At 69.5% G+C, this 19,433-nt stretch carries 17 protein-coding genes; 12 read left to right on the forward strand and 5 right to left on the reverse strand.

Translation table 11 applies throughout. The features are described 5' to 3' along the window. The first annotated feature begins 27 nt into the window (after nt 1-27). Nucleotides 28-831 carry an SDR family NAD(P)-dependent oxidoreductase gene (locus HRL51_RS10465; protein WP_172191720.1) on the forward strand — a complete coding sequence of 268 codons (804 nt, stop codon included), beginning with the start codon at nt 28-30 and terminating at the stop codon, nt 829-831. Between the two features lie 145 nt (nt 832-976). Here the strand turns inward: HRL51_RS10465 and HRL51_RS10470 are convergent, their stop codons facing one another. Beyond that, nucleotides 977-1,822: a M50 family metallopeptidase gene (locus HRL51_RS10470; protein WP_244960168.1), complete on the reverse strand. Its 846-nt coding sequence runs from the start codon at nt 1,820-1,822 to the stop codon at nt 977-979. 218 nt (nt 1,823-2,040) lie between these two features. Here HRL51_RS10470 and HRL51_RS10475 point away from each other — a divergent pair, with 218 nt between their 5' ends. The 6 genes from HRL51_RS10475 to HRL51_RS10500 all read left to right on the forward strand — a co-directional run bounded on the left by HRL51_RS10475 (nt 2,041) and on the right by HRL51_RS10500 (nt 8,324). Beyond that, nucleotides 2,041-2,586, forward strand: a complete 546-nt coding sequence (locus tag HRL51_RS10475) for a (deoxy)nucleoside triphosphate pyrophosphohydrolase (RefSeq protein WP_172191722.1) — start codon at nt 2,041-2,043, stop codon at nt 2,584-2,586. Nucleotides 2,587-2,662: 76 nt separating this feature from the next. Further along, on the forward strand, nt 2,663-3,358 hold the full coding sequence (locus tag HRL51_RS10480; protein WP_172119254.1) for a TetR/AcrR family transcriptional regulator: 696 nt from the start codon (nt 2,663-2,665) through the stop codon (nt 3,356-3,358). Between the two features lie 124 nt (nt 3,359-3,482). Further along, a complete protein-coding gene (locus HRL51_RS10485) occupies nt 3,483-4,595 on the forward strand; it encodes a variant leucine-rich repeat-containing protein (RefSeq protein ID WP_172119253.1) in 1,113 nt (370 codons plus the stop codon). A 17-nt stretch (nt 4,596-4,612) separates the two neighbouring features. Further along, nucleotides 4,613-5,887 (forward strand): MFS transporter, encoded by a 1,275-nt coding sequence (locus HRL51_RS10490; protein ID WP_172191724.1) that lies wholly within the window; start codon nt 4,613-4,615, stop codon nt 5,885-5,887. Between the two features lie 50 nt (nt 5,888-5,937). Next, nucleotides 5,938-7,146 carry a glycosyltransferase 87 family protein gene (locus tag HRL51_RS10495; RefSeq protein ID WP_244960169.1) on the forward strand — a complete coding sequence of 403 codons (1,209 nt, stop codon included), beginning with the start codon at nt 5,938-5,940 and terminating at the stop codon, nt 7,144-7,146. 56 nt (nt 7,147-7,202) lie between these two features. After that, nucleotides 7,203-8,324 (forward strand): App1 family protein phosphatidate phosphatase, encoded by a 1,122-nt coding sequence (locus HRL51_RS10500; RefSeq protein ID WP_172191728.1) that lies wholly within the window; start codon nt 7,203-7,205, stop codon nt 8,322-8,324. Nucleotides 8,325-8,552: 228 nt separating this feature from the next. Here HRL51_RS10500 and HRL51_RS10505 read toward each other — a convergent pair whose 3' ends face one another. Next, on the reverse strand, nt 8,553-9,431 hold the full coding sequence (locus HRL51_RS10505; protein ID WP_218957636.1) for a VIT1/CCC1 transporter family protein: 879 nt from the start codon (nt 9,429-9,431) through the stop codon (nt 8,553-8,555). 282 nt (nt 9,432-9,713) lie between these two features. Here HRL51_RS10505 and HRL51_RS10510 point away from each other — a divergent pair, with 282 nt between their 5' ends. Then, on the forward strand, nt 9,714-10,019 hold the full coding sequence (locus HRL51_RS10510; protein WP_172119249.1) for a YtxH domain-containing protein: 306 nt from the start codon (nt 9,714-9,716) through the stop codon (nt 10,017-10,019). A 184-nt stretch (nt 10,020-10,203) separates the two neighbouring features. Here HRL51_RS10510 and HRL51_RS10515 read toward each other — a convergent pair whose 3' ends face one another. Next, nucleotides 10,204-11,040: a trimeric intracellular cation channel family protein gene (locus tag HRL51_RS10515; protein WP_172192018.1), complete on the reverse strand. Its 837-nt coding sequence runs from the start codon at nt 11,038-11,040 to the stop codon at nt 10,204-10,206. 173 nt (nt 11,041-11,213) lie between these two features. Between HRL51_RS10515 and HRL51_RS10520 the strand changes: the two genes are divergently transcribed. The 4 genes from HRL51_RS10520 to HRL51_RS10535 all read left to right on the forward strand — a co-directional run bounded on the left by HRL51_RS10520 (nt 11,214) and on the right by HRL51_RS10535 (nt 15,399). Further along, nucleotides 11,214-11,675 carry a hypothetical protein gene (locus HRL51_RS10520; RefSeq protein WP_172191730.1) on the forward strand — a complete coding sequence of 154 codons (462 nt, stop codon included), beginning with the start codon at nt 11,214-11,216 and terminating at the stop codon, nt 11,673-11,675. Between the two features lie 10 nt (nt 11,676-11,685). Beyond that, entirely contained in the window at nt 11,686-12,465 is a 780-nt protein-coding gene (locus HRL51_RS10525) for an ATP-binding cassette domain-containing protein (RefSeq protein ID WP_172191732.1), read from the forward strand. Between the two features lie 242 nt (nt 12,466-12,707). Beyond that, nucleotides 12,708-13,775 carry a DUF7224 domain-containing protein gene (locus tag HRL51_RS10530; RefSeq protein ID WP_172191734.1) on the forward strand — a complete coding sequence of 356 codons (1,068 nt, stop codon included), beginning with the start codon at nt 12,708-12,710 and terminating at the stop codon, nt 13,773-13,775. Between the two features lie 706 nt (nt 13,776-14,481). Beyond that, nucleotides 14,482-15,399 (forward strand): cation diffusion facilitator family transporter, encoded by a 918-nt coding sequence (locus tag HRL51_RS10535; RefSeq protein ID WP_172191736.1) that lies wholly within the window; start codon nt 14,482-14,484, stop codon nt 15,397-15,399. 142 nt (nt 15,400-15,541) lie between these two features. Here HRL51_RS10535 and HRL51_RS10540 read toward each other — a convergent pair whose 3' ends face one another. Both HRL51_RS10540 and HRL51_RS10545 read right to left on the reverse strand, forming a co-directional pair. Next, nucleotides 15,542-17,389, reverse strand: coding sequence for an ABC transporter ATP-binding protein (locus tag HRL51_RS10540; RefSeq protein ID WP_244960170.1), 1,848 nt, complete (start codon nt 17,387-17,389; stop codon nt 15,542-15,544). Next, nucleotides 17,386-19,386: an ATP-binding cassette domain-containing protein gene (locus tag HRL51_RS10545; protein ID WP_244960171.1), complete on the reverse strand. Its 2,001-nt coding sequence runs from the start codon at nt 19,384-19,386 to the stop codon at nt 17,386-17,388. Before HRL51_RS10545 ends, HRL51_RS10540 begins: the two co-directional genes overlap by 4 nt. Nucleotides 19,387-19,433: the final 47 nt, after the last annotated feature.

The raw sequence follows: 19,433 nt of genomic DNA on the forward strand, positions 1-19,433 counted from the left end.
GCGCCGACGCTCACCTAGGCTCATGCCATGGGAACCGCACTCGTCACCGGAGCCACCAGCGGTATCGGGCTGGAGCTCGCCTGGCAGCTGGCCGCCGCCCAGCACGACCTCGTCCTCGTGGCCCGCACGGCCTCACGCCTGGAGGAGCTGGCCGAGGACCTCAGGCAGCTTGCCGGCGCCCAGGTCCAGGTCATCGCCGCCGACCTGTCTGAGCCCATCGGCATCGAGGTCGTCGCGCAGCGCCTGCAGGTGGGACGCGCCGCCGGACCACGCCCCGCCGAGGTCGCCCAGCGGCCGGTGGACCTGCTGGTCAACAACGCCGGGTTCGCCGTGGGTCAGAAGCTCGTCGGTGGTGACGTCGAGCAGGAGCGCCGAGCCATGTCCGTCATGGTGCGAGCCGTCATGGAGCTCACCCACGCGGCCCTGCCCGGGATGGTTGACCGAGGGCACGGCGCCGTGCTCAACGTCTCCTCCGCCACGGCGCTGACCGCCATGGGAACCTACGCCGCCCACAAGGCCTGGGTACGTACCTTCACCGAGGGACTGGCCTCCGAGCTGCGTGGCACGGGCGTGACCGCAACCGTCGTCAACCCCGGCCTGACCCACTCGGAGTTCCACGCACGGGCGCAGATGGATGAGGACGCCTGGCCCGCCTTCGCCTGGCTCAGTGCCGAGGACGTGGCACGCGAGGCGCTCGCCGCGGTACGCCGTGGACAGGTGATCTGTACGCCGTCGCTCCGCTACCTGGCCGTCAACGCCGCCCTGCGGATAAGCCCACGCTGGCTCGTGCGACGCGTGGCCGGGCACGCCTCAGTGCGCAACCAGTACTGAGGCTGGAAGTTGTCCATCCCCCGTCCCTGGCACGGCTGGCATCGTGCCAGGGACGGGATTTTTCCTGGGCCGCACAAGTGCGTAGGCGGTAGGTCCCGGTCTCACAGGCGATTCTCGTGCTCCCCAGTTTCAGCCCGCCAGCCGTCTAAACCACGAGCCCCCAGGCGAGCCAGCCCACCCATGCCGTGGCGACGCCGTCGGCCAGGAACCATGACACCAGCCATAACCATGCGGGCACGTGCGTGAGCCGAGCGAGGGTGCCATGGTCCTGGTGGCGGTTGGCGCTACGGGCGACGTCGCCGAGCGAGCCCCACGCGCCGAGCAGGAGCACCAGGCCGACGCCTACGACGGCACCCGCGCGCCACAGGCCGCCCAGCCACCACAACCCACCTGTCACCGCGACGACCGCCAGCACCACGCCCACCGTGCGCAGTGAGCGCGACATCACCAGCAGCACGAGCAGCACCAGCAGACCCGTGGCAAGCACCGCACCGCTCCAGCCACGCAGCGCCGCCGCGACCAGTGCCGCGCCCAGGAATGCAGGTGCGGGGTAACCAGCCCAGGTGGTCAAGACCCGGCCGAGACCACGGGGCTTGCCCGAGGTCACCGCGTGACCGGAGAGATCCTTGGCCACCACAAAACCACGGAAGCGTCGCCCCACCAGGATGCCCACAGCGGCGTGCCCTGCCTCGTGCACCACCGTCACCAGCGTGCGTCCCCAGCGGTGGGCAGGAGGCCAGGCCAGGTACATCGCGAGGATCACCAGGGCCGGCCAGAGGGTGGCGACGGTGGCAGGTTCGACCGGGGTGGTACGTTGGGAAAGCGCAGACCATAGGTCGGTCCAGGTGAGGGTCTGGGCGGTATCAGCAGGAAGCTGGGCTGTGCCGGTGGGGAGCCGGGCCGCAGCGGCGGGAGCGGGGCCCGCCAGGAATAGCGCTGGCAAAACATCGACCAAGGGCACAGTCAGGGACACAGGCATGGACGCGATCACGGCTGCAGCGTGGCAGGACGTCCTGGTCACGGGCTGGGAGATGGCAATTTCCCCCTCCGCGCCATCAACCTCATCGTTTTCGCTCTTGAACAGTCGGTTTCATTGCGGGCCGCTACGAAAGCGACTGTTCAGGGGCGAAAGCGACGCGATGAGGAGGTACACAGTGGGGGAGCTGCACGGCAGGCGGGAGATGAGCGGGCAACGCTAGCCTTGAAGAGATGAGCCCCTCCACCTCTGTACAGACTTCTCAGCACGCCTCACGCCTGGTCGTCGCCGCCGCAGTCCTCGACTCCCTCGCCCATCCCACCGCCATGCTGTGCGCGGCCCGCTCCTACCCCGCTGAGCACGCGGGCCAGTACGAGCTGCCGGGCGGCAAGGTCGAGCCCGGAGAGACGCCGACACAGGCCCTGGCCCGCGAGCTGCGCGAGGAGATCAGCCTGGAGGTCAGGCTAGGCGCTGAGGTCGCACCGACGCCGCTGCTCGCCGTAGCCGCGCCCGCCGCCGACCCTACGACGGTGGGCTCCGCCGTCGTCGACCACCCCTGGCCCGGTGACGATCAGCCCGCCTGGCCCGCGATGCACGGCTACCGCATGCGCGTGTGGCTCGCCGAGCGAGCTGACGCCGCCCAAGGCCCGGTGCAGGGCAGCTCGCACCAGTCACTGGGGTGGATCGCCCTGGAGCGAGCCCACGAACTTCCCTGGCTTCCCGCCGACCTGCCGATCCTGGACGCCGTCCTGGCAGCAGCTTCCGCCTGCCACGAGTAGCAGCCTGGGTGCCTACCAAGGCAGCGCTTTGTGACACCCTTCCCAGATCCGTCACTTTCTGAGTTAGGCTTCCCTCATGCCAAAGATCATGGGGAGCTCACTCGCCGAGCACCGCGAGCGGATGCGTACGGCGCTCTTTGACGCCCTGTCCGAGCTCATGAGCCAGCGCTCCTTCGACAAGATCACGCTGTCCGACGTCGCCACTCACGCCGGTGTGGGCCGCACAGCCGTGTACAACCACTTCGCGGACAAGGAGGACCTCCTCCTGGCCTTCATGGAGCACGAGACCGCGCGCTACTCCGAGCAGCTCTCACGCGCCCTGGCCGGGATCGAGGACCCGATCGACCGGCTGCGCGTCTACGTGCGCCAGCAGGCGCTCCTCAAGCGCCACTACCACTTCCCCACCTCTGGACCTCTGGCGCACTCGGTCTCGCGAGGTACCGCCGGGCGCCTGCGCACCCACGCCGGGCTCATGATGCAGATGCTCTCCCAGATCCTCACCGACGCGATGGACAAGGGCGTGATCCCGCGCCAGGACCCCGGCATCGTCATGCCGCTGATCCACGCCGCCATCATGGGAGGCCGCCCCACGCCCACCAAGGCGGACGCCCGGGCCGCCTATCTGGAGGCGCTCGACGTCTTCATCCTGCGAGCAGTAGGCGCTGAGGTCCCCGCGCACGCCGTGCCCGTGATCGACCAGACCACCAGCACCGAGCCCCTGGAGGGCACTCGGAACGACGCCGCGCCTGAGGTGGTACAGGCCGCCGGCTGAGCCTGCCTCGCTCAGGTAGTCTCTTCCAGTCGGAGCCCGTCAGCCTCTGACCACGCCGCGAGCCACGCCCCTTCGTCACGGGGCCCCGCGTGCCATAGTGGGCATAACCCAGGAGGACTACAGCATGTCTCGGTCTCAGGACGATCTCGTCGCACGCGCGAGCGACCCGAACGCCGAGCTCGCGACCCTGCACGAGCTCGCCCAGAACTACCCTGGCCTGCGCCCCTACATCGCCACCAACCCGCGGACCTACCCGGCCCTGCTGGACTGGCTCGCCACGCTGGGCGACCCGGCCGTCGACGCCGCGCTGGCCTCGCGTGCCACCGGCCACCCCGCTGCTGGTGACGCGGTGGCCCCGACCTCGGTGCTCTCCTCGCCCACTGCTGACTCAGCAGCGATGACTGCGCTCCCCACGCCCCAGAGCGCCCCGACCGTCTCTGCAGCCTCCGCCGCCCAGCCGGCGACGCAGACCTACCCGGCATCCACGTCCCCGAGAGCCACAGCCGCTGTGCCGCCCGTCGTCCAGCCTGGCCCGTCCCCGGTTGGCGTCCCCCAGCCCGCCACCTGGGCGGGAGGCTCGGACAGCGGGGTCTTCGGCGTCGGAGTCGCTGAGAGCCAGGAGCCCTCGGGACGGCGCCGCTCCACGATCGTGCTGGCGATCCTGGCCGCCGTGGCCCTCGTCCTGGTTATCTCGATCGTCGTGTGGTTCTCCACCTCCGGTGGTGACGAGCCCACCGCGAGCGCCCCCACGGGCCAGGCCCAGCAGGAACAGGCTCCCGCCACCCAGGACGCTCCCACGCAGGAGACCAGCCCGAGCGCCGAGCCGTCCCCCACACCCAGCCCTACCCCCACCCAGAGCCAGGCCCTGCGCGCGCCGGCCCCCACCGGCGCCGTCGAGATGGGCTCCTTCTCCGCTCCCAGCGGCAACATCGCCTGCACCCTGGGCGAGGACTCCGTCTCCTGCACGATCAACGAGCACCACTTCACTCCCGAGGACGCCTCCTGCAGCTCTGACCCCACCGCCCCCTTCACCGTGACGGTGACCAAGGACGGCCAGGCGCTGGGCAGCTGCGGCGGCGCCGGCGCCGTGGGAGGGGCCGCCCTGAGTTACGGCTCCTCAGCCAAGAACGACTCCTTCGCCTGCACCGCGACCGAGGCGGCGATCAGCTGCTGGAGCCAGGTGAGCGGTCAGGGATTCTCCCTCTCACGCGAGGACGCCCTCGGGACGGTTCGCTAGAGCCTCCCATGCACCGGATGACCTCAACCTACGGGCGGATCCTCGTCAGGCCCGGCGCCTGGCAGTTCTCCCTGGCGGGCCTGCTCGCGCGCTTCCCCATGTCGATGGTGGGGATCTCCACCATCCTGGCGGTCCAGGGCCTGTACGGCTCCTACTCCGCCGCCGGTACCGTCAGCGCGGCGAACATCATCGCGGCCGCCGTCGGCTCTCCCCTCCTGGCACGACTGGTCGACTCCTACGGCCAGGCCCGTGTCATGGTGCCAGCGCTCCTAGGCTCCTCCGCCTCCTTGCTCGGCCTCATCGTCGCCACGCAGGAGGTCGCGCCGCTGTGGACGCTCATCATCCTGTCGGGCCTGGCCGGCGGCCTGGGAGGGTCCATGGGCTCGCTCGTGCGCTCACGGTGGACCACCCTGCTCGACTCCCCCGACGACGTCCACACCGCCTTCTCCCTGGAGGCGGCCCTGGACGAGGTCTCCTTCATGATCGGTCCTGTGCTGGCCACGGCCCTGTGCACGACGCCCGTGCTGCCGGTGACCAGCGGCTGGATCGTCGCCCTGACCCTCCAGCTCGTCGGCGGCCTGTGGTTCCTCTCCCAGCGCGCCACCGAGCCCACGCCGCACCCGCGGGCCCCGGCGCGTGCCCGCCGTCGAGCGGCTGACGACGACGCACGAGCCACCGACCTCGACGCCCTCGCCCCGGCCAGGCTCCCCTCCGTCCTGTCCTACGGGTCGGTACGAGCCATCGTCCTCATCTTCCTGTGCGCCGGCATCATGTTCGGCGCTAACGACGTCTCCGCCGTCGCCTTCGCCACCGAGCTGGACCAGAAGAGCTTCTCCGGCGTGGCGCTGGCCTGCTGGGCCACGGGCTCGCTCATCGCCGCGCTCGTCTACGGCGCACGCACCTGGGGCTGGCCGCTGTGGAAGCAGCTGGGAGTCGGCATGGTGTGGCTGGCCCTGGGGGCCTCGACCTTCCTGCTGGCCCCCAACCTCGCGGTCCTTGCTGTCCTCTACGTCCTGGTGGGGCTGGGCACCGCCCCCACCATCACCTCGGGCAACAACATCGTCCAGGTCACGGTCGCCCCCGGGCAGCTGACGGAGGGGCTGGCCTGGATCGGCACCGCCATGAACATCGGTGTCTCACTGGGGTCGATGCTCGGCGGCCAGGCTATTGACGTCGCCGCCTCCCGCGGCGGGTACACCCTGACCATGTGCGCGGCGTGGATCGGCGTCGTGGTTCTGCTCGTCGGCCTGCGCACCCTGCGCGGCGCCCGCACCCAGGGGCACCTGGGCTGATGGGTCCAGGACGCTGGACGCGGTGGGCCGAGCCTACATGGACCCAGGTGATGGCGTGGTGCGCCGTCGCCGTCGCCTGCTACCCCAGGCTCTGGGACAAGGCGGGCGAGCCCCTGTTCAAGCTCGACGCGTGGATCTACTACCACGCCGTCGCCCAGTGGCGGGCGGGCGGCAGCCTCTACGACTGGTGGGCCAACCCGGACCAGTACCTGTGGCCCTTCACCTACACGCCCTTTGCCGCCTGGGCCTTCACACCGCTGACCTGGTTGGACGACCGCAGCGTCCAGGTGCTGCTGGTGCTGACCACGCCCGCGTGCGTGGGGGTGACGGCCTGGGCCACGGCCCGTGCGCTCGGGGCGCGTTCCCGACAGGCCTGGGCGCTGGCGCCGTGGGCCGCGCTGGTCGGCGTGAACGTGATCGAGCCGGCCTTCAAGTCGATGGAGTACGGCCAGGTCAACGCTGTCCTCATGATGCTCGTGGCACTGGACCTGCTGGTCGTCCCCGTGCGCTCACCGTGGCACGGGGTGCTGTCGGGCCTTGCGGCTGCCTTCAAGCTGACCCCGGCGATCACCGTGCTGGTTCTCCTGGCTCGCAGGCAGTGGCGTGCCGCGGCCACCATGGCAGGATCCGCAGCCGGCGTGACCGCGCTGTGCTGGCTCGTCTCGCCTCGCGAGTCCACCCAGTTCTTCCTCTCCGCCATGTGGGACCCGGGGCGAGCCGGCTTTGCCGACTACTCCGGCAACCAGAACCTCAAGGGCCTGGTCGCACGGTGGCTGCCGGAGAGCCTGTGGACGCCGGTGTGGGCGCTGGCGGTGCTTGCCGCACTGGCCGGCGCGTGGATGCTGCTGCGCCGTCTGAACGGGCTGTCCGCGACGCCGTCGGACGGCGGCACCGTGCTCAGTCTCCAGGTCACGGTCACGATGACGCTGGGACTGCTTGTCTCCCCGATCTCCTGGTCCCACCACTGGGTGTGGTGCGTGCCGGCGCTCATCGCGCTGGCCGTCGCGGCGTGCCGGTGGGACTCCCCTGCGCTCGCGAGCACGGTGGCCGCTGGGGTGACGGTGTTCGTCCTGGCGATGCAGTGGTGGTTCCCGGAGCAGAACCACGTGGAGCAGGACTGGCCGGTGTGGGCGACCGTCGTGGGATCGTCCTACACGTTGTGGGCGATCGGCACCGGGATCGTGCTGGCTCACGAGGCGCGACGCCTGGCGTCCCAGCACGTCCCGACCCGGCAGGCCGTTCGCGCTGAGGCCGCGTAGCCCGAGCCCTGATCGCGCCTGAGCCACGACAGGCACGTCCCCGCTAGGATCCTGGTGTGCCGTTCTCTGACATCGCCCGCGCCGCCGAGGACCTCCTTCACCGGGACATGATCCCGGCCCTACGCGCCCGCGGCTGGCGACCGCGCGTGGTGGCCTATCACGGCTACGGGTCTGCTGGCGACCGGGGCTCGATGGCACGCGTCCTGGCACGCATGGTGATGCGTCCGCAGGACGCGCCGGCCGAGGGACCGCTCTTCCGGTCCATCCCGGACTCGCTGCCCGCCACCGCTACCGAGGTCCGCGACCTCGCGCTGGACTCCCTCATTGACGCCCAACGCGGCTGGCGCCAGTTCATTGACGTGCCCGTCCCCTACCTGCCCGTCACCATCCGTGTGGGGAGCGCCTCGGTACGTACTCGTGCCGACCGCGGCGGGTACGTGGACGTGGTCGTCCGTGACCACGGCCTGGAGCCTGGCTGCCACGAGGTGGAGATCGACGCTGCCGGTGCCGGGACCGTGCACACTCGTGTCACCATCGTGGCGCCCGGTCCCCAGCTCGGCATCGTCTGCGACATCGACGACACCGTCATGGTCACCAACGTCCCTCGCGCCTTCATCGCCGGCTGGAACCTCCTGGTCAAGAACGCCTCCAACCGTGAGGCGGTACCGGGGATGCCGGAGCTGCTCACCCGCGTCAGTCAGGCCCACCCGCAGGCACCGCTGGTCTTCCTGTCGACCGGGGCGTGGAACGCGGTGCCGACGCTGCGTTCCTTCTTCAAGAAGCACTCCGTCCCTGAGGCGCCCATGCTCATGACCGACTGGGGACCGACCAACACCGGTTGGTTCCGCTCCGGGATCGAGCACAAGCGCACCGAGCTGCGGCGTCTCCTCATCGACCTGCCGGAGGTGCAGTGGCTGCTCATCGGAGACGACGGCCAGCACGACCTGCTCATCTACTCTGAGGTCGTGCGTGAGCACTCTGACCGGGTCGCCGCCGTGGCCATCCGGCGCCTGTCCCAGAAGGAGCAGGTGCTCGCCGGCAGCCAGATCGCCCACCCGATGGGCCTGGGGCCGCAGGCGCGCACCCTGGCTGAGGCGGACGTCCCGGTGGTGCAGGGGCGCGACGGCTACGCCCTGGCCCGCACGCTGCCGCGGTGGATCACCCAGGGCGAGGCGTAGTCGGGGCAGGCTGGGCGGGATCGACCTGGCCAGCGCCCTCGCTCTCGCCTCTCAACAGTCAGTTTCGCAGCGGCCCGCTACGAGAGCGAGTGTTCCGGGGCGAGGGCGACGGTGCGGGAGAGGGCTGGAACAGGGCCGACCAGCCGTCACGACGCCATACGTGCCACCGCAGACCCACATACGCTCGCACTCACACAGGCCTCACGCACGCGCAGGCCACGCTCCAGGTCAGACCGAGACCCCGATGAGGTGCCCGATCCCCCACGTCACCGCCATCGCCAGCGCCCCGCCGGCCATGTTGCGGATGACAGCCGGTCGCACCGGCGCCTCACCCAGGCGTGCCGAGACACCACCTGTCAGTGCCAGTCCCACGAGGACCGCCGCGAAGGTCAGGGGGATCTTGACCGCTGTGGGCAGCAGGACGATCGCCAGCATCGGCAGCAGCGAGCCGAGGATGAAGGCCACCGCGCTGGAGAAGGCTGCGTGCCACGGGTTGGTGTACTCGTCCTCACGCAGGCCGAGCTCAGCCTCCAGGTGCGCGCCGACGGCGTCGTGCGCCGTGAGCTCGCGAGCCACCGTCATCGCGGTGGCTGGGCTCAGCCCCTTGGCCCGGTAGTGGGACGCCAGCTCGTCAATGCCCGCCTCCGGGTCCTGGGCGAGCTCCTCACGCTGGCGTACCACCAGCGCCCGCTCCGTGTCCGACTGGGTCGAGACCGAGACGTACTCGCCCGCAGCCATCGAGACCGCACCCGCCAGGACGCCAGCGACGCCGGCGGTCAGGATCGCGCTCGTGTTCTCAGGCGTCGCTGCGGCAACACCGATCACCAGGCCGGCGACCGAGACGATACCGTCGTTCGCGCCCAGGACCCCGGCGCGCAGCCAGTTCAGCCGTGAGGCCAGGGAGACGGCGGCGTCGCGCGGGTCCCGCTGGTCAGTCGTGCTGCTCGGCACTGAGGGGGCGTGGGCCGCTGCGTCGTCAGCCAGCGCAAAGGTGCTCAGCGCGCTGTCCAGGGGCGCCCGGGCGTCCAGGACCGGGAGCGCCGACGGCGTCCCGGCGTCCTCAGGCAGAGGGCGGGTGCTGCTCGTGGTCGTCTCGGTCCTGCTCATGACTTAATAGTAGAAGCAATCAATACTGCCGTATAGCAACGTGAGTCTTACCTAAGGAAGGTGGGGCTGCCCTGCCTGACGACGGAGCCAGCACCCAGGCCACACCACTGCACCGTCCCTCACCCGCTGTCACGCGTCCCAGCAGCCTCACGCCCGACGCTCTCGCGGTGCACAGCATCCCGTCAGACCAGCCCGCCGCACGAGCATCGCCAGCCCACCCTCTTGCTACGCTGCACTGGGCTCCACCGCCCGCGATGTCGTCGTCCAGCACAGGAGGCAGCCATGGCCAGCAAGATCCCCTTCATCCTCGGTCTCGGCGCGGGATACGTCCTCGGGACCCGAGCAGGACGCGCCCGGTACGAGCGCATCAAGGCCGCCGCCACGCGAGTGGCTGAGCAGCCTTTCGTGCGCGAGAAGGTCGACTCAGCCTCAGCCAAGGCCACGAGCTTCGCACGCCAGCAGGGCGAGGTCATCACGGACAAGGTGGTCGAGGCCGTCAAGGAGCGTCTCTTCGGCGCCCCCGCACCGCAGGCCGCCACCCCGTCCCAACCCATCGAGGTCGACGACGCCGAGGTCCGTTCCGTCTGAGATCCCAGCGCCAGCTCCCCTATCTGATCGTCGCTACCCCTTCACCTCACTCGTTACCCGGCCGTGCGTGCGGCAGGGGTGCGAAGGACACAACGGGGTAGCGACGACAACGAAGGGATAGCAGCGACTATGGGAGAGGGGACTACAGGCCATCACGGTTCCTCATGTTGCGGGGCCGGTAGATCTAGAGGTCCTGCGGGTCCAGCGGCTCGTGGCGTCGCGGCGTCGAGCGCGGTACTGGCCTCGCCCACCGGGGGCGCCCCATGAGCGAGCGCCGCCAGCCCTCACGCACGGTGCCACCCTCATCGGGTGCACCGACCGACCCGACCGGCCACCTGCGCCGCGGTCCTGCGGACAGGCGCGCCGCTCGCCGTCGTTCGCGCTCACGCTGGACGTCCGAGGAGACCGGAAGCCGCCACGAGCGCCAGTAGGCCAGTAGGCACATACCTGCACCTACCGCCGTCGCCGCCACCATCGCCCAGGTGGCCGGGATGCCGACGACGACGAGCGCAACCTCCGTCCCGGCCGAGCACAGGGCCGGGACGGCGTACAGCTTGTTCCCGCCGAAGACCGCCGGGGTCTCGCCCACGGAGATGTCGCGGATCATCGAGCCGCCCACCGCCGTCAGGCACCCCAGCAGCAGCGCCGGCATGACGCCGAGGCCGTTGACCAGGGCCTTGGAGGCGCCGGTAGCCGCCCAGGTCCCGAGCACGACGGCGTCGGCGACGACGAGGAAGCGCCTGGCCGGGCGCGAGCCGAAGGGAAGCCACCAGGCCACGAGCGCACCTGCGCAGGCAGTGTAGAGGTAGTAGGGGTCGGTCAGCGCGAAGGGCGGGCCTGCCTGGATCATGAGGTCGCGCAGGATGCCGCCCCCGGTGGCGGTGAGCATCGCCAGCACCACGAAGCCCACGAGGTCAAAGTTCTTACGACGTGCGATGAGGCCGCCCAGGATCCCGTTGAGGAGGACACCGGACAGGTCGAGCGCACGGAAGGTGCTCGACAACGCCTCAGGGACCGGCATCTCGACGGCGGCGTGAAGAACTGGGGCGAGCACGGCGACAGCCTAGCCAACAACGCCTATCCCCTGGATCCAGGTCCGAGGCATCGAAAATGCGAGCACATCAGCCTTGACACGCAGGGGGGTGAGTCGAAGATGATGTTACTCGCGCCGGCACTAGCTCAAAGGGGAGCATCATGAGCACGCCCACCATCACACGCTTCATGACGATATTCTCAGCTGTCTCCTTAGTCCTCCTGAGTATCCCCGTGACCGCTACTGCCGTGGCGTGGGGGCCACTATCCTCCTCGTACAACGGCTCGGTCCGAGTCAGCGGATCAGGCTCGTTCACCAACAGCGGGAACACACGCGCTACCACCACCTACACGATCACAGATCGTCAGCAGGAAGGGAATTCGGTCTACGGGTCGACGCGCGGATACATTTACGGACCTGCTGCTGACGGTTCTGTGGGGTGGCAGTTCCGAGATATCGGATCCACCCCAGAGTTTTCCAACACCACACGTACCTACACAACTTCCTTCCGGTTGAACGCCACTGGTACAAAGGCCCGGGGGGAGATCTACGTCTGCGCACAAATGGGTTTCCCCGTCCCCGACTCTTGCTCCGACGCCGCCTACCCGTCCTTCAACTACTGACGCACCTCGCATGTCAGCGCAGCAGGCGGCTCCCGTCGTCACGATCACTAATCTCAGTGTCACACGTGGACGTCACCAAGTTCTTTCAGATATCACGTTGGCACTCAAGCCAGGTGTCACCGCCATATGTGGACAGAACGGCTCCGGCAAAAGCACCCTGCTTCTCGCCCTGGCCGAGCTCCTGCCCCACTCAGGCTCAGTTGAGATAGCTCCCTCAGCCGATTCCGACGCTAACGACGACAGCGACGCTCGCCGCCACCGTTCACGCCCTCAGATCGGATATCTCCCACAGAATCCTTCCTTCCCGGGAAGCTTTACCGTCGAGGAGGCGCTCCACTACGTCGCTTGGCTGTGGAAGCTATCCGAGCAAGACGCAGCCCAACGCATTGACAGCCTCTTGGACAGCCTCGACCTGGCCGTTCACCGCCACACTCGTATCTCCCGGCTCTCGGGAGGTACCAACAGACGTGCCATGCTCTGCCTGGAGATGCTCCATGAGCCCCTACTGCTCCTCCTTGATGAGCCCACCGCTGGGCTGGACTTCGTCAGTGCCTCCGCCTGTCGCCGAGCCATCTCCGCCTACGCCCGAACCCACATCGTCGTGATGGCATCCCACAGCATCGACGATCTCGAGCTCATTGCCAATCAGGTTGCGGTCCTTAGCAGCTCCACGATGATCTGGAGCGGTTCACCTGATTCCCTCACCGCTGCCAGGACCTCAGGATCACGGACCGAGACTTTGCAGCAGGCTCTGACCACCCTGCTTCTTGATGGTGCGTACGGCTCATGACATACGACAACGCTTCCTCTCCTGCGAGAGAGACGGCCGCAGGCTCAGATTCACCACATCAGCCTGACCGCCATGGACACCGACGCAGCGTTCTTCACACCTCCTGCTCACCAGCCTGGTGGGCTCCTGTCCTCATCCTGACGCCAAGCATCGACACCTACGCCCGTGGGCAAGTCTGGGCATATGAGTGGCTGCGCGCTGCAGACACCATCGCCTTCTCGGTCATCTTCACCGCCCCTCTCATGGCGGGTATCTCAGCCTGGGAGGCCCGTCGCCTCCACGCCTGCCGCCACATCATCACGCGTGCTCCTCGCGGCATCCGTGCGCTTGCCTCTGTCCCTCTCCTGGTCACCGCTACCTACGCCGTCGGCCTTCTCCTCGCCGTGGCCATCACCTCACCTCTCGTCCTCAACCGCACCGAAGGACTTTTACCGCATCCCGCGGACTCACTTGAGCTGATCACCGCCCTCACGATCGGCGTGCTCATGTCCTTCCTCGGGACGCTCTTCGGCTGGCTCGTCCCACGACTCCTGACCCCGGTGATCACGCTACTGGGAGCATTCGCAGCCATCATGGCCTCCTACATCGCTGGCTCTGGCCTCGGACTCGTGTCAGCAGGGGGCGCGACGGCCAGCTTGGCTGGGCTCAGGATCAGTACCGGCCCCTGGGCGTGGCGCACAGGCGGATGCCTCGTCCTTGTAGCCCTGGCAGGATCCGCTCTCGCACGTGCTGCACGGAAACCGCTCACACCACGCGCCTGTACTGCATGGGTACTTGCCATGCTGGCTGTGGTTGGGGTTGCCAGTAGCTCTCTGTCTACCTTTGAGGGCAACCGCTTCTCTCCCGACCCCTCAGGAAAGACCACCTGCACGGCCATAGACACTGGGAATGCCACGCTCCAGGCCTGCCTCTACCCCGGCTACACCAGTCAAGCCAGCACGTTAAGACAGCAGCTCGGTCCCGTCCTGACTGACCTTGCCACGGTCGAGGTGCCAATCCCTGACACCATCTCTCAGGACCCGAGGGCTGACGGGCCCCGGACCCTCTACCTCTCAGGAGATGATCTTCTCCGCTCCGACGACGGACGCCTCCTGCTCGCACTGTCTTCCTGGTACGTCCCTCGCACCTGCACCTTGACCTCCTCTCAGACCCTAGACGCCTACCTTGTGGTGGCAGCCTGGATCGGGACACGGGGAGAGACACAGGAACAGCCAGTAGTCGACGGCATCACCCCGGCCACACTCCACACCCCGACGACGACACGGCGACTACAGGAGGCGATCAGTGTCCTGGCGCAGTGTGAGGAGTAGGACCGCCGTAAGCCGATGCGCATGGACCATCGCGAGATACTTCCGGATCCACATCCTTATGATGACCTGCCTGGCAGCCGTCCTGGGGTGCCTCTTCCTGCCGCATGGTCCGGTTCGCGTTCCGGGTCGGCTCGACGTCTACGCCGTTGTCACCAACACTCTGCCGCTTCTGCCTGCCCTCGGCTGCGGAGCATGTCTGAGTCGGTTCGGCCCCCGAGAGGCCCACAGCCCACGGGGGTGGCCCTACCTTCCGGTCCTCCTGGCGCTGGTCTGTAGCACGATCCTAGGGATCACCAGCATGCTGGCTCACTGTTCCGGCGTCCCCACCTTCACCAGAAACCTCGTCCTTCTTCTCAGCATGCTAGGACTCATCAGCTGGGCTCTGACATACCTGGTAGGAGCGGCGAGCATCAGTGTGTACGTCATCGTCTGCTGGCTGTGGGGAGTGGACGCCTTCGGCCAGGTGGCAGCCTGGGCCCCACTCATGGCAGGACCTCAGCGAGGACGAGCTGAGACCGCAGCAACGATCGTCTGTGTCGCCCTCGTCTGCGTCCTCCTACGGTATGGGCGCGGGTTGCGTCTGCGCCCACCACACGCATAGCTCCTCCTCTACGCTCACGTCGTCGGTGCCGGCCCATCCTCCTCCTTGCGGCCCACCGAAAACACGATTCGCCCCGTCGCCCCGGCCGCACGCACACTGGAGCTCATGACCTCACCGCGCTACTCCCCGCCCAAGGACCTGTCCGCCTACGCGTGGCTCTCCATCGCGGCAGCCCTAGGCACCATCGCCCTGAAGTCCGGGGCCGCGTGGATGACAGGCTCGGTGGGTCTGCTCTCTGACGCCGCGGAGTCCCTGGTCAACCTGGTCGCAGCCGTGATCGCGCTCATCGTGCTGCGCATCTCGATCCGGCCCGCCGACGAGGACCACCAGTTCGGCCACTCCAAGGCGGAGTACTTCTCGGCGGTCGTCGAGGGCGTCATGATCTTCGTGGCGGCGGCCTTCATCATCTTCTCAGCCATCGAGCGTCTCATCAGCCCCACGATGCCCGAGCGGCTGGTAGCCGGGCTGGCGATCTCGGTCCTCGCCTCCCTCATCAACGGCGCCGTGGCCTGGGTGCTCTACCGCAAGGGCACGGCGGAGAGCTCCGCGACGCTGGTCGCCGACGCCAAGCACCTGGCCACGGACGTACTCACCAGCGTGGCCGTGCTCATCGGGGTGGGGCTGGTGGCCGTCACCGGCCAGCCCCTGCTCGACGCCGTCGTGGCGCTCGGAGCGGGCCTGAACATCATGTGGACCGGCTTCCGCCTGATTCGTGACTCCGTCGCCGGCCTGATGGACATCGCCCCGTCAGCAGAGTCGCTGGCCAGGATCACCTCAGTACTCGACCGCCACCGCCGCACCGGCGTCGTCGACTTCCACGCCGTGCGCGTACGGGAGGCAGGAAACCGCCGTTTTGCCGAGATGCACGTCCTGGTTCCCGGCGCGTGGAGCGTCAAGCAGGGGCACGACTTCACCGAGCGGCTCATCGACGACCTCGTCGCCGAGGATCCTCGCCTACGGGTGTCGGCCCATCTGGAGCCGATTGAGGACCCCAAGTCCTACGCCGACGTCGACGACGTCTGAGCCTGGTCTGCGCCGCCCCGTTCACCCTGTACCCGTCCCCGTCATCTGAATCGTGGTTTCTTGTACGGGAACGGGGTGTACGCGGTGCGCAGCCCCCGGTCCCGTACAAGAAACCACGATTCAGATGGGCGCCCCACCAACCTCAGGACGCTTCACGCGCCACGAGCCTGGCCAGCGGGCCGCCCTCCTCGTCCAGCAGCTGCTGGGGCGCCCCGGACTGCACCACGCGCCCGCCGTCGAGCACGACGACGTGGTCCGCCAGCCCGATCTGGTGCAACCGGTGCGTCACCTCCACCACCGTGACATCGCGTTCACGCGCCCACTCCCGCACGTTCGCCCGTACCCGGGCGTCCAGGTCCGGGTCCAGGTGGGAGGTGAACTCGTCGAGCACGAGCACGCTCGGCTCTGCCACCAGCGCCCGAGCCAGGGCCAGGCGCTGGCGCTGCCCGCCCGAGACACTCCCGCCCCGCTCACCGACGACGGCGTCGTAGCCGCCTGGCACCGCCTCCACGTCCTCGTGCACGCAGGCCGTCCGGCAGGCCTGCTCCACCTGGGCGAGCGTGGCCGACGGCGCAGCGAGCCGGACGTTGTCCGCCACGGTGCCGCGCAGCAGCGCCGCCTCCTGGGCCACCAGCGCCACCTCACGGCGCAGGGAGTCCGCCGATACCTGCGGCAACGCGGTCCCGTCCACACGTACCGTCCCGGTCTGCGGGTCATCGAAGCGCAGAGCCAGCCGGGCCAGGGTCGTCTTGCCTGAGCCAGAGACTCCGACCAGGCTCGTCCACCGCCCGGCCCGCGCCGTCAGGCTCACGTCATGCACAACCGGCCGCGACTGACCGGGATAGGCATAGGTCACCGACTCCCAGCGCAGCTCGTGCGCCCTGTGGGACAGCTCGCCCTCACCGTCGACCAGCTCCGGCTCCGCGGTGACGACGGCGTGGACCCTCTCAGCAGCAGCCAGGGCACCCGACAGCGCGCCGGCCAGGTCCTCCACGCCACGCACCGTCTCACCCAGCCGGAGCACCGCCGCCGTCGCAGCGGCCAGGGCCGCGAGGCTGACGCGACCGGCCACCACGTCCGGTGCGCCGACGGCGAGCACGGCCACCGGAGCCAGGAGCACCAGGAGCTGGACCGCCAGTCGTCGAAGCGACAGCGCCAGGCTCAGTGGCAGGGTCGCGCGGGCGAGGGCGTCGTCGAGACCGGCCGTGGCCTCCAGCCGATCGCCGGTGCGGCCGTAGCCGACGATCTCACGCACGCCCTGGACGGAGTCGGTGACGTGCTGGGTGAGATCGGCCCGCAGGGCAACGGCACGACGCGCCGACTCACGGCTCACGCCCCAGCCCAGCGTCGGCACGACGGCCACAGCCAGGACGGTCGCCGCCACTGCCACACAGGCCACCGGCCAGGACGTGGCGGCACCCACCGCCACGAGCACCACGGCGGGGACCACCACTGCGCTGACGGCCGGGGCGAAGGTGTGGGCGTAGAAGGTCTCGACACGGTCGACGTCCTTGGTGGCGCGCGCCAGGAGGTCGCCCGAGCGGGCAGTGACCATCACCCTGGGGGCACGCGGAGCCAGGGCGGAGAAGAGCTCAGCACGCAGGATCTCCAGGCACTGGAAGGCCACGAGGTGACCGAGGTACTGCTCGCCGTAGCGCAAGGCCGCCTTGGCCGCGGCCAGGACGACCATGGCCGCTAGCGGCTGCCACAGCCGTGGGTGGCGCCCCGCCACCAGGTCCTGGGCGGCGTCAGCCACCGCCCAGGCCGCGAGCGCGAAGAGTCCTACTCCTAGCAGCTGGGCGAGGACGCGGCAGGCCGCGGAGGCCGCCAGCGGCCTGAGCACAGGGCGGGTGGCTCGCACGAGCCAGGCCACGAGCGCAAGCGTGGGCGGTCGTGGGCGGCTACGAGCACTGGCGCTCGCAGGAGACTCATCTGGGCTGCGGCGGGAGTCCTGGCCCGGCTGCTGACGAGGGCTGACGGAGGCACTCACCGCGCACCTGCCTGGTCCACGGTCAGCACGCGGTCGCAGGCGGTCAGCGCCCCGGCACGGTGGGAGACGGTGATGACGGTACGTCCCTCGGACAGCCGCTCAATGGCCTGGACGATCTGGGCCTCGCTGGCCAGGTCCACCTGGCTGGTGGGCTCGTCCAGGAGCAGCAGGGGCCGGTCCGCCAGGAAGGCACGCGCCAGGGACAGGCGCTGGGCCTGTCCCCCGGACAGGCCCATACCCTGCTCACCGACGGCGGTGTCCAGGCCCTGCGGCATGGCACGAACCTCCTCAGCCAGGTTGGCTGCCTCCAGGGCCCACCACAGGCGCTGGGGCGTGGCCGTGGGGTCTGCCAGGCGCAGGTTGTCCGCGACGGTGCCTGTCAGCAGCCACGTGGACTGGGTCACCAGGGCGCTGGCGGCTCTGACCTGGTCCTGCGTGTCAGCGGTGGAGACCGTGCCGTTGACGCTCACGGTTCCTGACGCCGGAAGCAGGTCGCCGGACAGCAGTGCCATGAGAGTCGACTTGCCGGCGCCCGAGGGCCCGACGACGGCGAGCCTCTGACCGGCTGGGACCTCCAGGTCCACGCCCGTCAGCACCGGGGAGGCACCGTGATCCCGGCCTGGACGCTCGTCGCCCGGGGCACCCGCACCAGGCCGGCGACCGACGGCAGACGGGAGGCTGGCACCGGGCTGGTGAGCTCCAGGGTGCTGGCCGCCGCCCGGTTGGTGACGCGGCCCTGCGGACCGCTGCGGGTGTCCCGGCCGTCCGTCGGGACGTCCTCCTGGATGGCCGGCACCGACTGTCACCGGCGCCGGCCAGGCTGCGCTCACTGCGCGCAGGACGACCGCAGGCTCGGTAGGCGTCCTCTCGCCGGTGGCTGCGTCGTCGTCGGGCTGAGGCCTGTGCGCGGGCGCCGCACCAGTGGGCCGACGGCGTGCAAGGAGGCGGCGCATGACCCGCTGGTTCGCCATGCCGCCCATCCCCACGTAGAAGAAGGAGCCGACGTGGTCCAGCGGCTCCAGCAGGGTCAGGCAGACCAGTACCAGGGCGAGGGCGCTGCCCAGGTCGAGGGCTCCGCTGCTGAGCCTTGCCAGCGCCAGGGCGGCTGCGACGGTGACCAGCAGGAGGGAGAAGAGGCCGTCGGTGACCAGGATGACGAGCTGGTTTCCCGCCAGCAGCCGCATGAGGGCACGCCGGTTGGCCTCACCGCGCTCGCGCAGCAGGGCGGCGCGGCGGGTGGCTGCCCGGGCCAGGGCAAGGGTGGTCAGGCCCTGGAGCGCGTCAAGGTACTCTGCCGCCAGGCGCGTGCGCTGGCTGCGCGATCCTCCTGAGGAGCGTCGCAGCCGCTTGTGGGCCAGGGCGATACCACCGGGGACCGCCACGAAGAGCACCGCGAGGACCGCTGCGGACGAGGGGTCCACAGTCACGGCCGTCAGCACCAGGACCAGCAGCGGGGAGGCTACCGCCGCGATCGTGGGAGCCAGAAAGGTCTGCCGGTAGGCCGCGACACGCTCGGCGCCGTCGGTCAGCAGGGCGACGGTGGCGCCGGAACGCGTCTCAGCGACGGCTCCCGGCCCCAGACCCATCAGGTGTCCCAGCAGCCGACGGCGGATGTGCCCCTCCTCCCGGGTAGCGCTGACGCGGGCAAGAAGCTGGGTGGCGCCGGCGCAGACCGCGGCGACCAGCGCGGCAAGCGCCGCCTGGAGCGCGAGAGAACGCCAGTCTGCGGTCGACGTCGGGCCGGCCAGGACTGTCAAGGAGGTTGCCGGGGCCATCGCTGAGTCTGAGGACGGGGGAGCGACGCCAGCGCGCGCGGAGGACCCAGCGGTGGCGAGCGCACCCAGTCCGCGACCCAGGCTGATCAGCACCCAGGCCTGTGCCAGGGCGCCAGCGACCGTCACGGCAGCCGCGACGGCTGTGGCGACCTGGCCACGACGCGAGATCAGGCCCGGCGACGCCGCTGAGTGGGCGTCGCGGCCGCGGACAGGGTGGGACATGGCACTTTCCTCCTTGCCCACGAGCGAGGGCGGGCGCGGACATTGTC

This window comes from Actinomyces faecalis, assembly GCF_013184985.2.
GTDB classification, from domain to species: Bacteria; Actinomycetota; Actinomycetes; order Actinomycetales; family Actinomycetaceae; genus Actinomyces; species Actinomyces faecalis.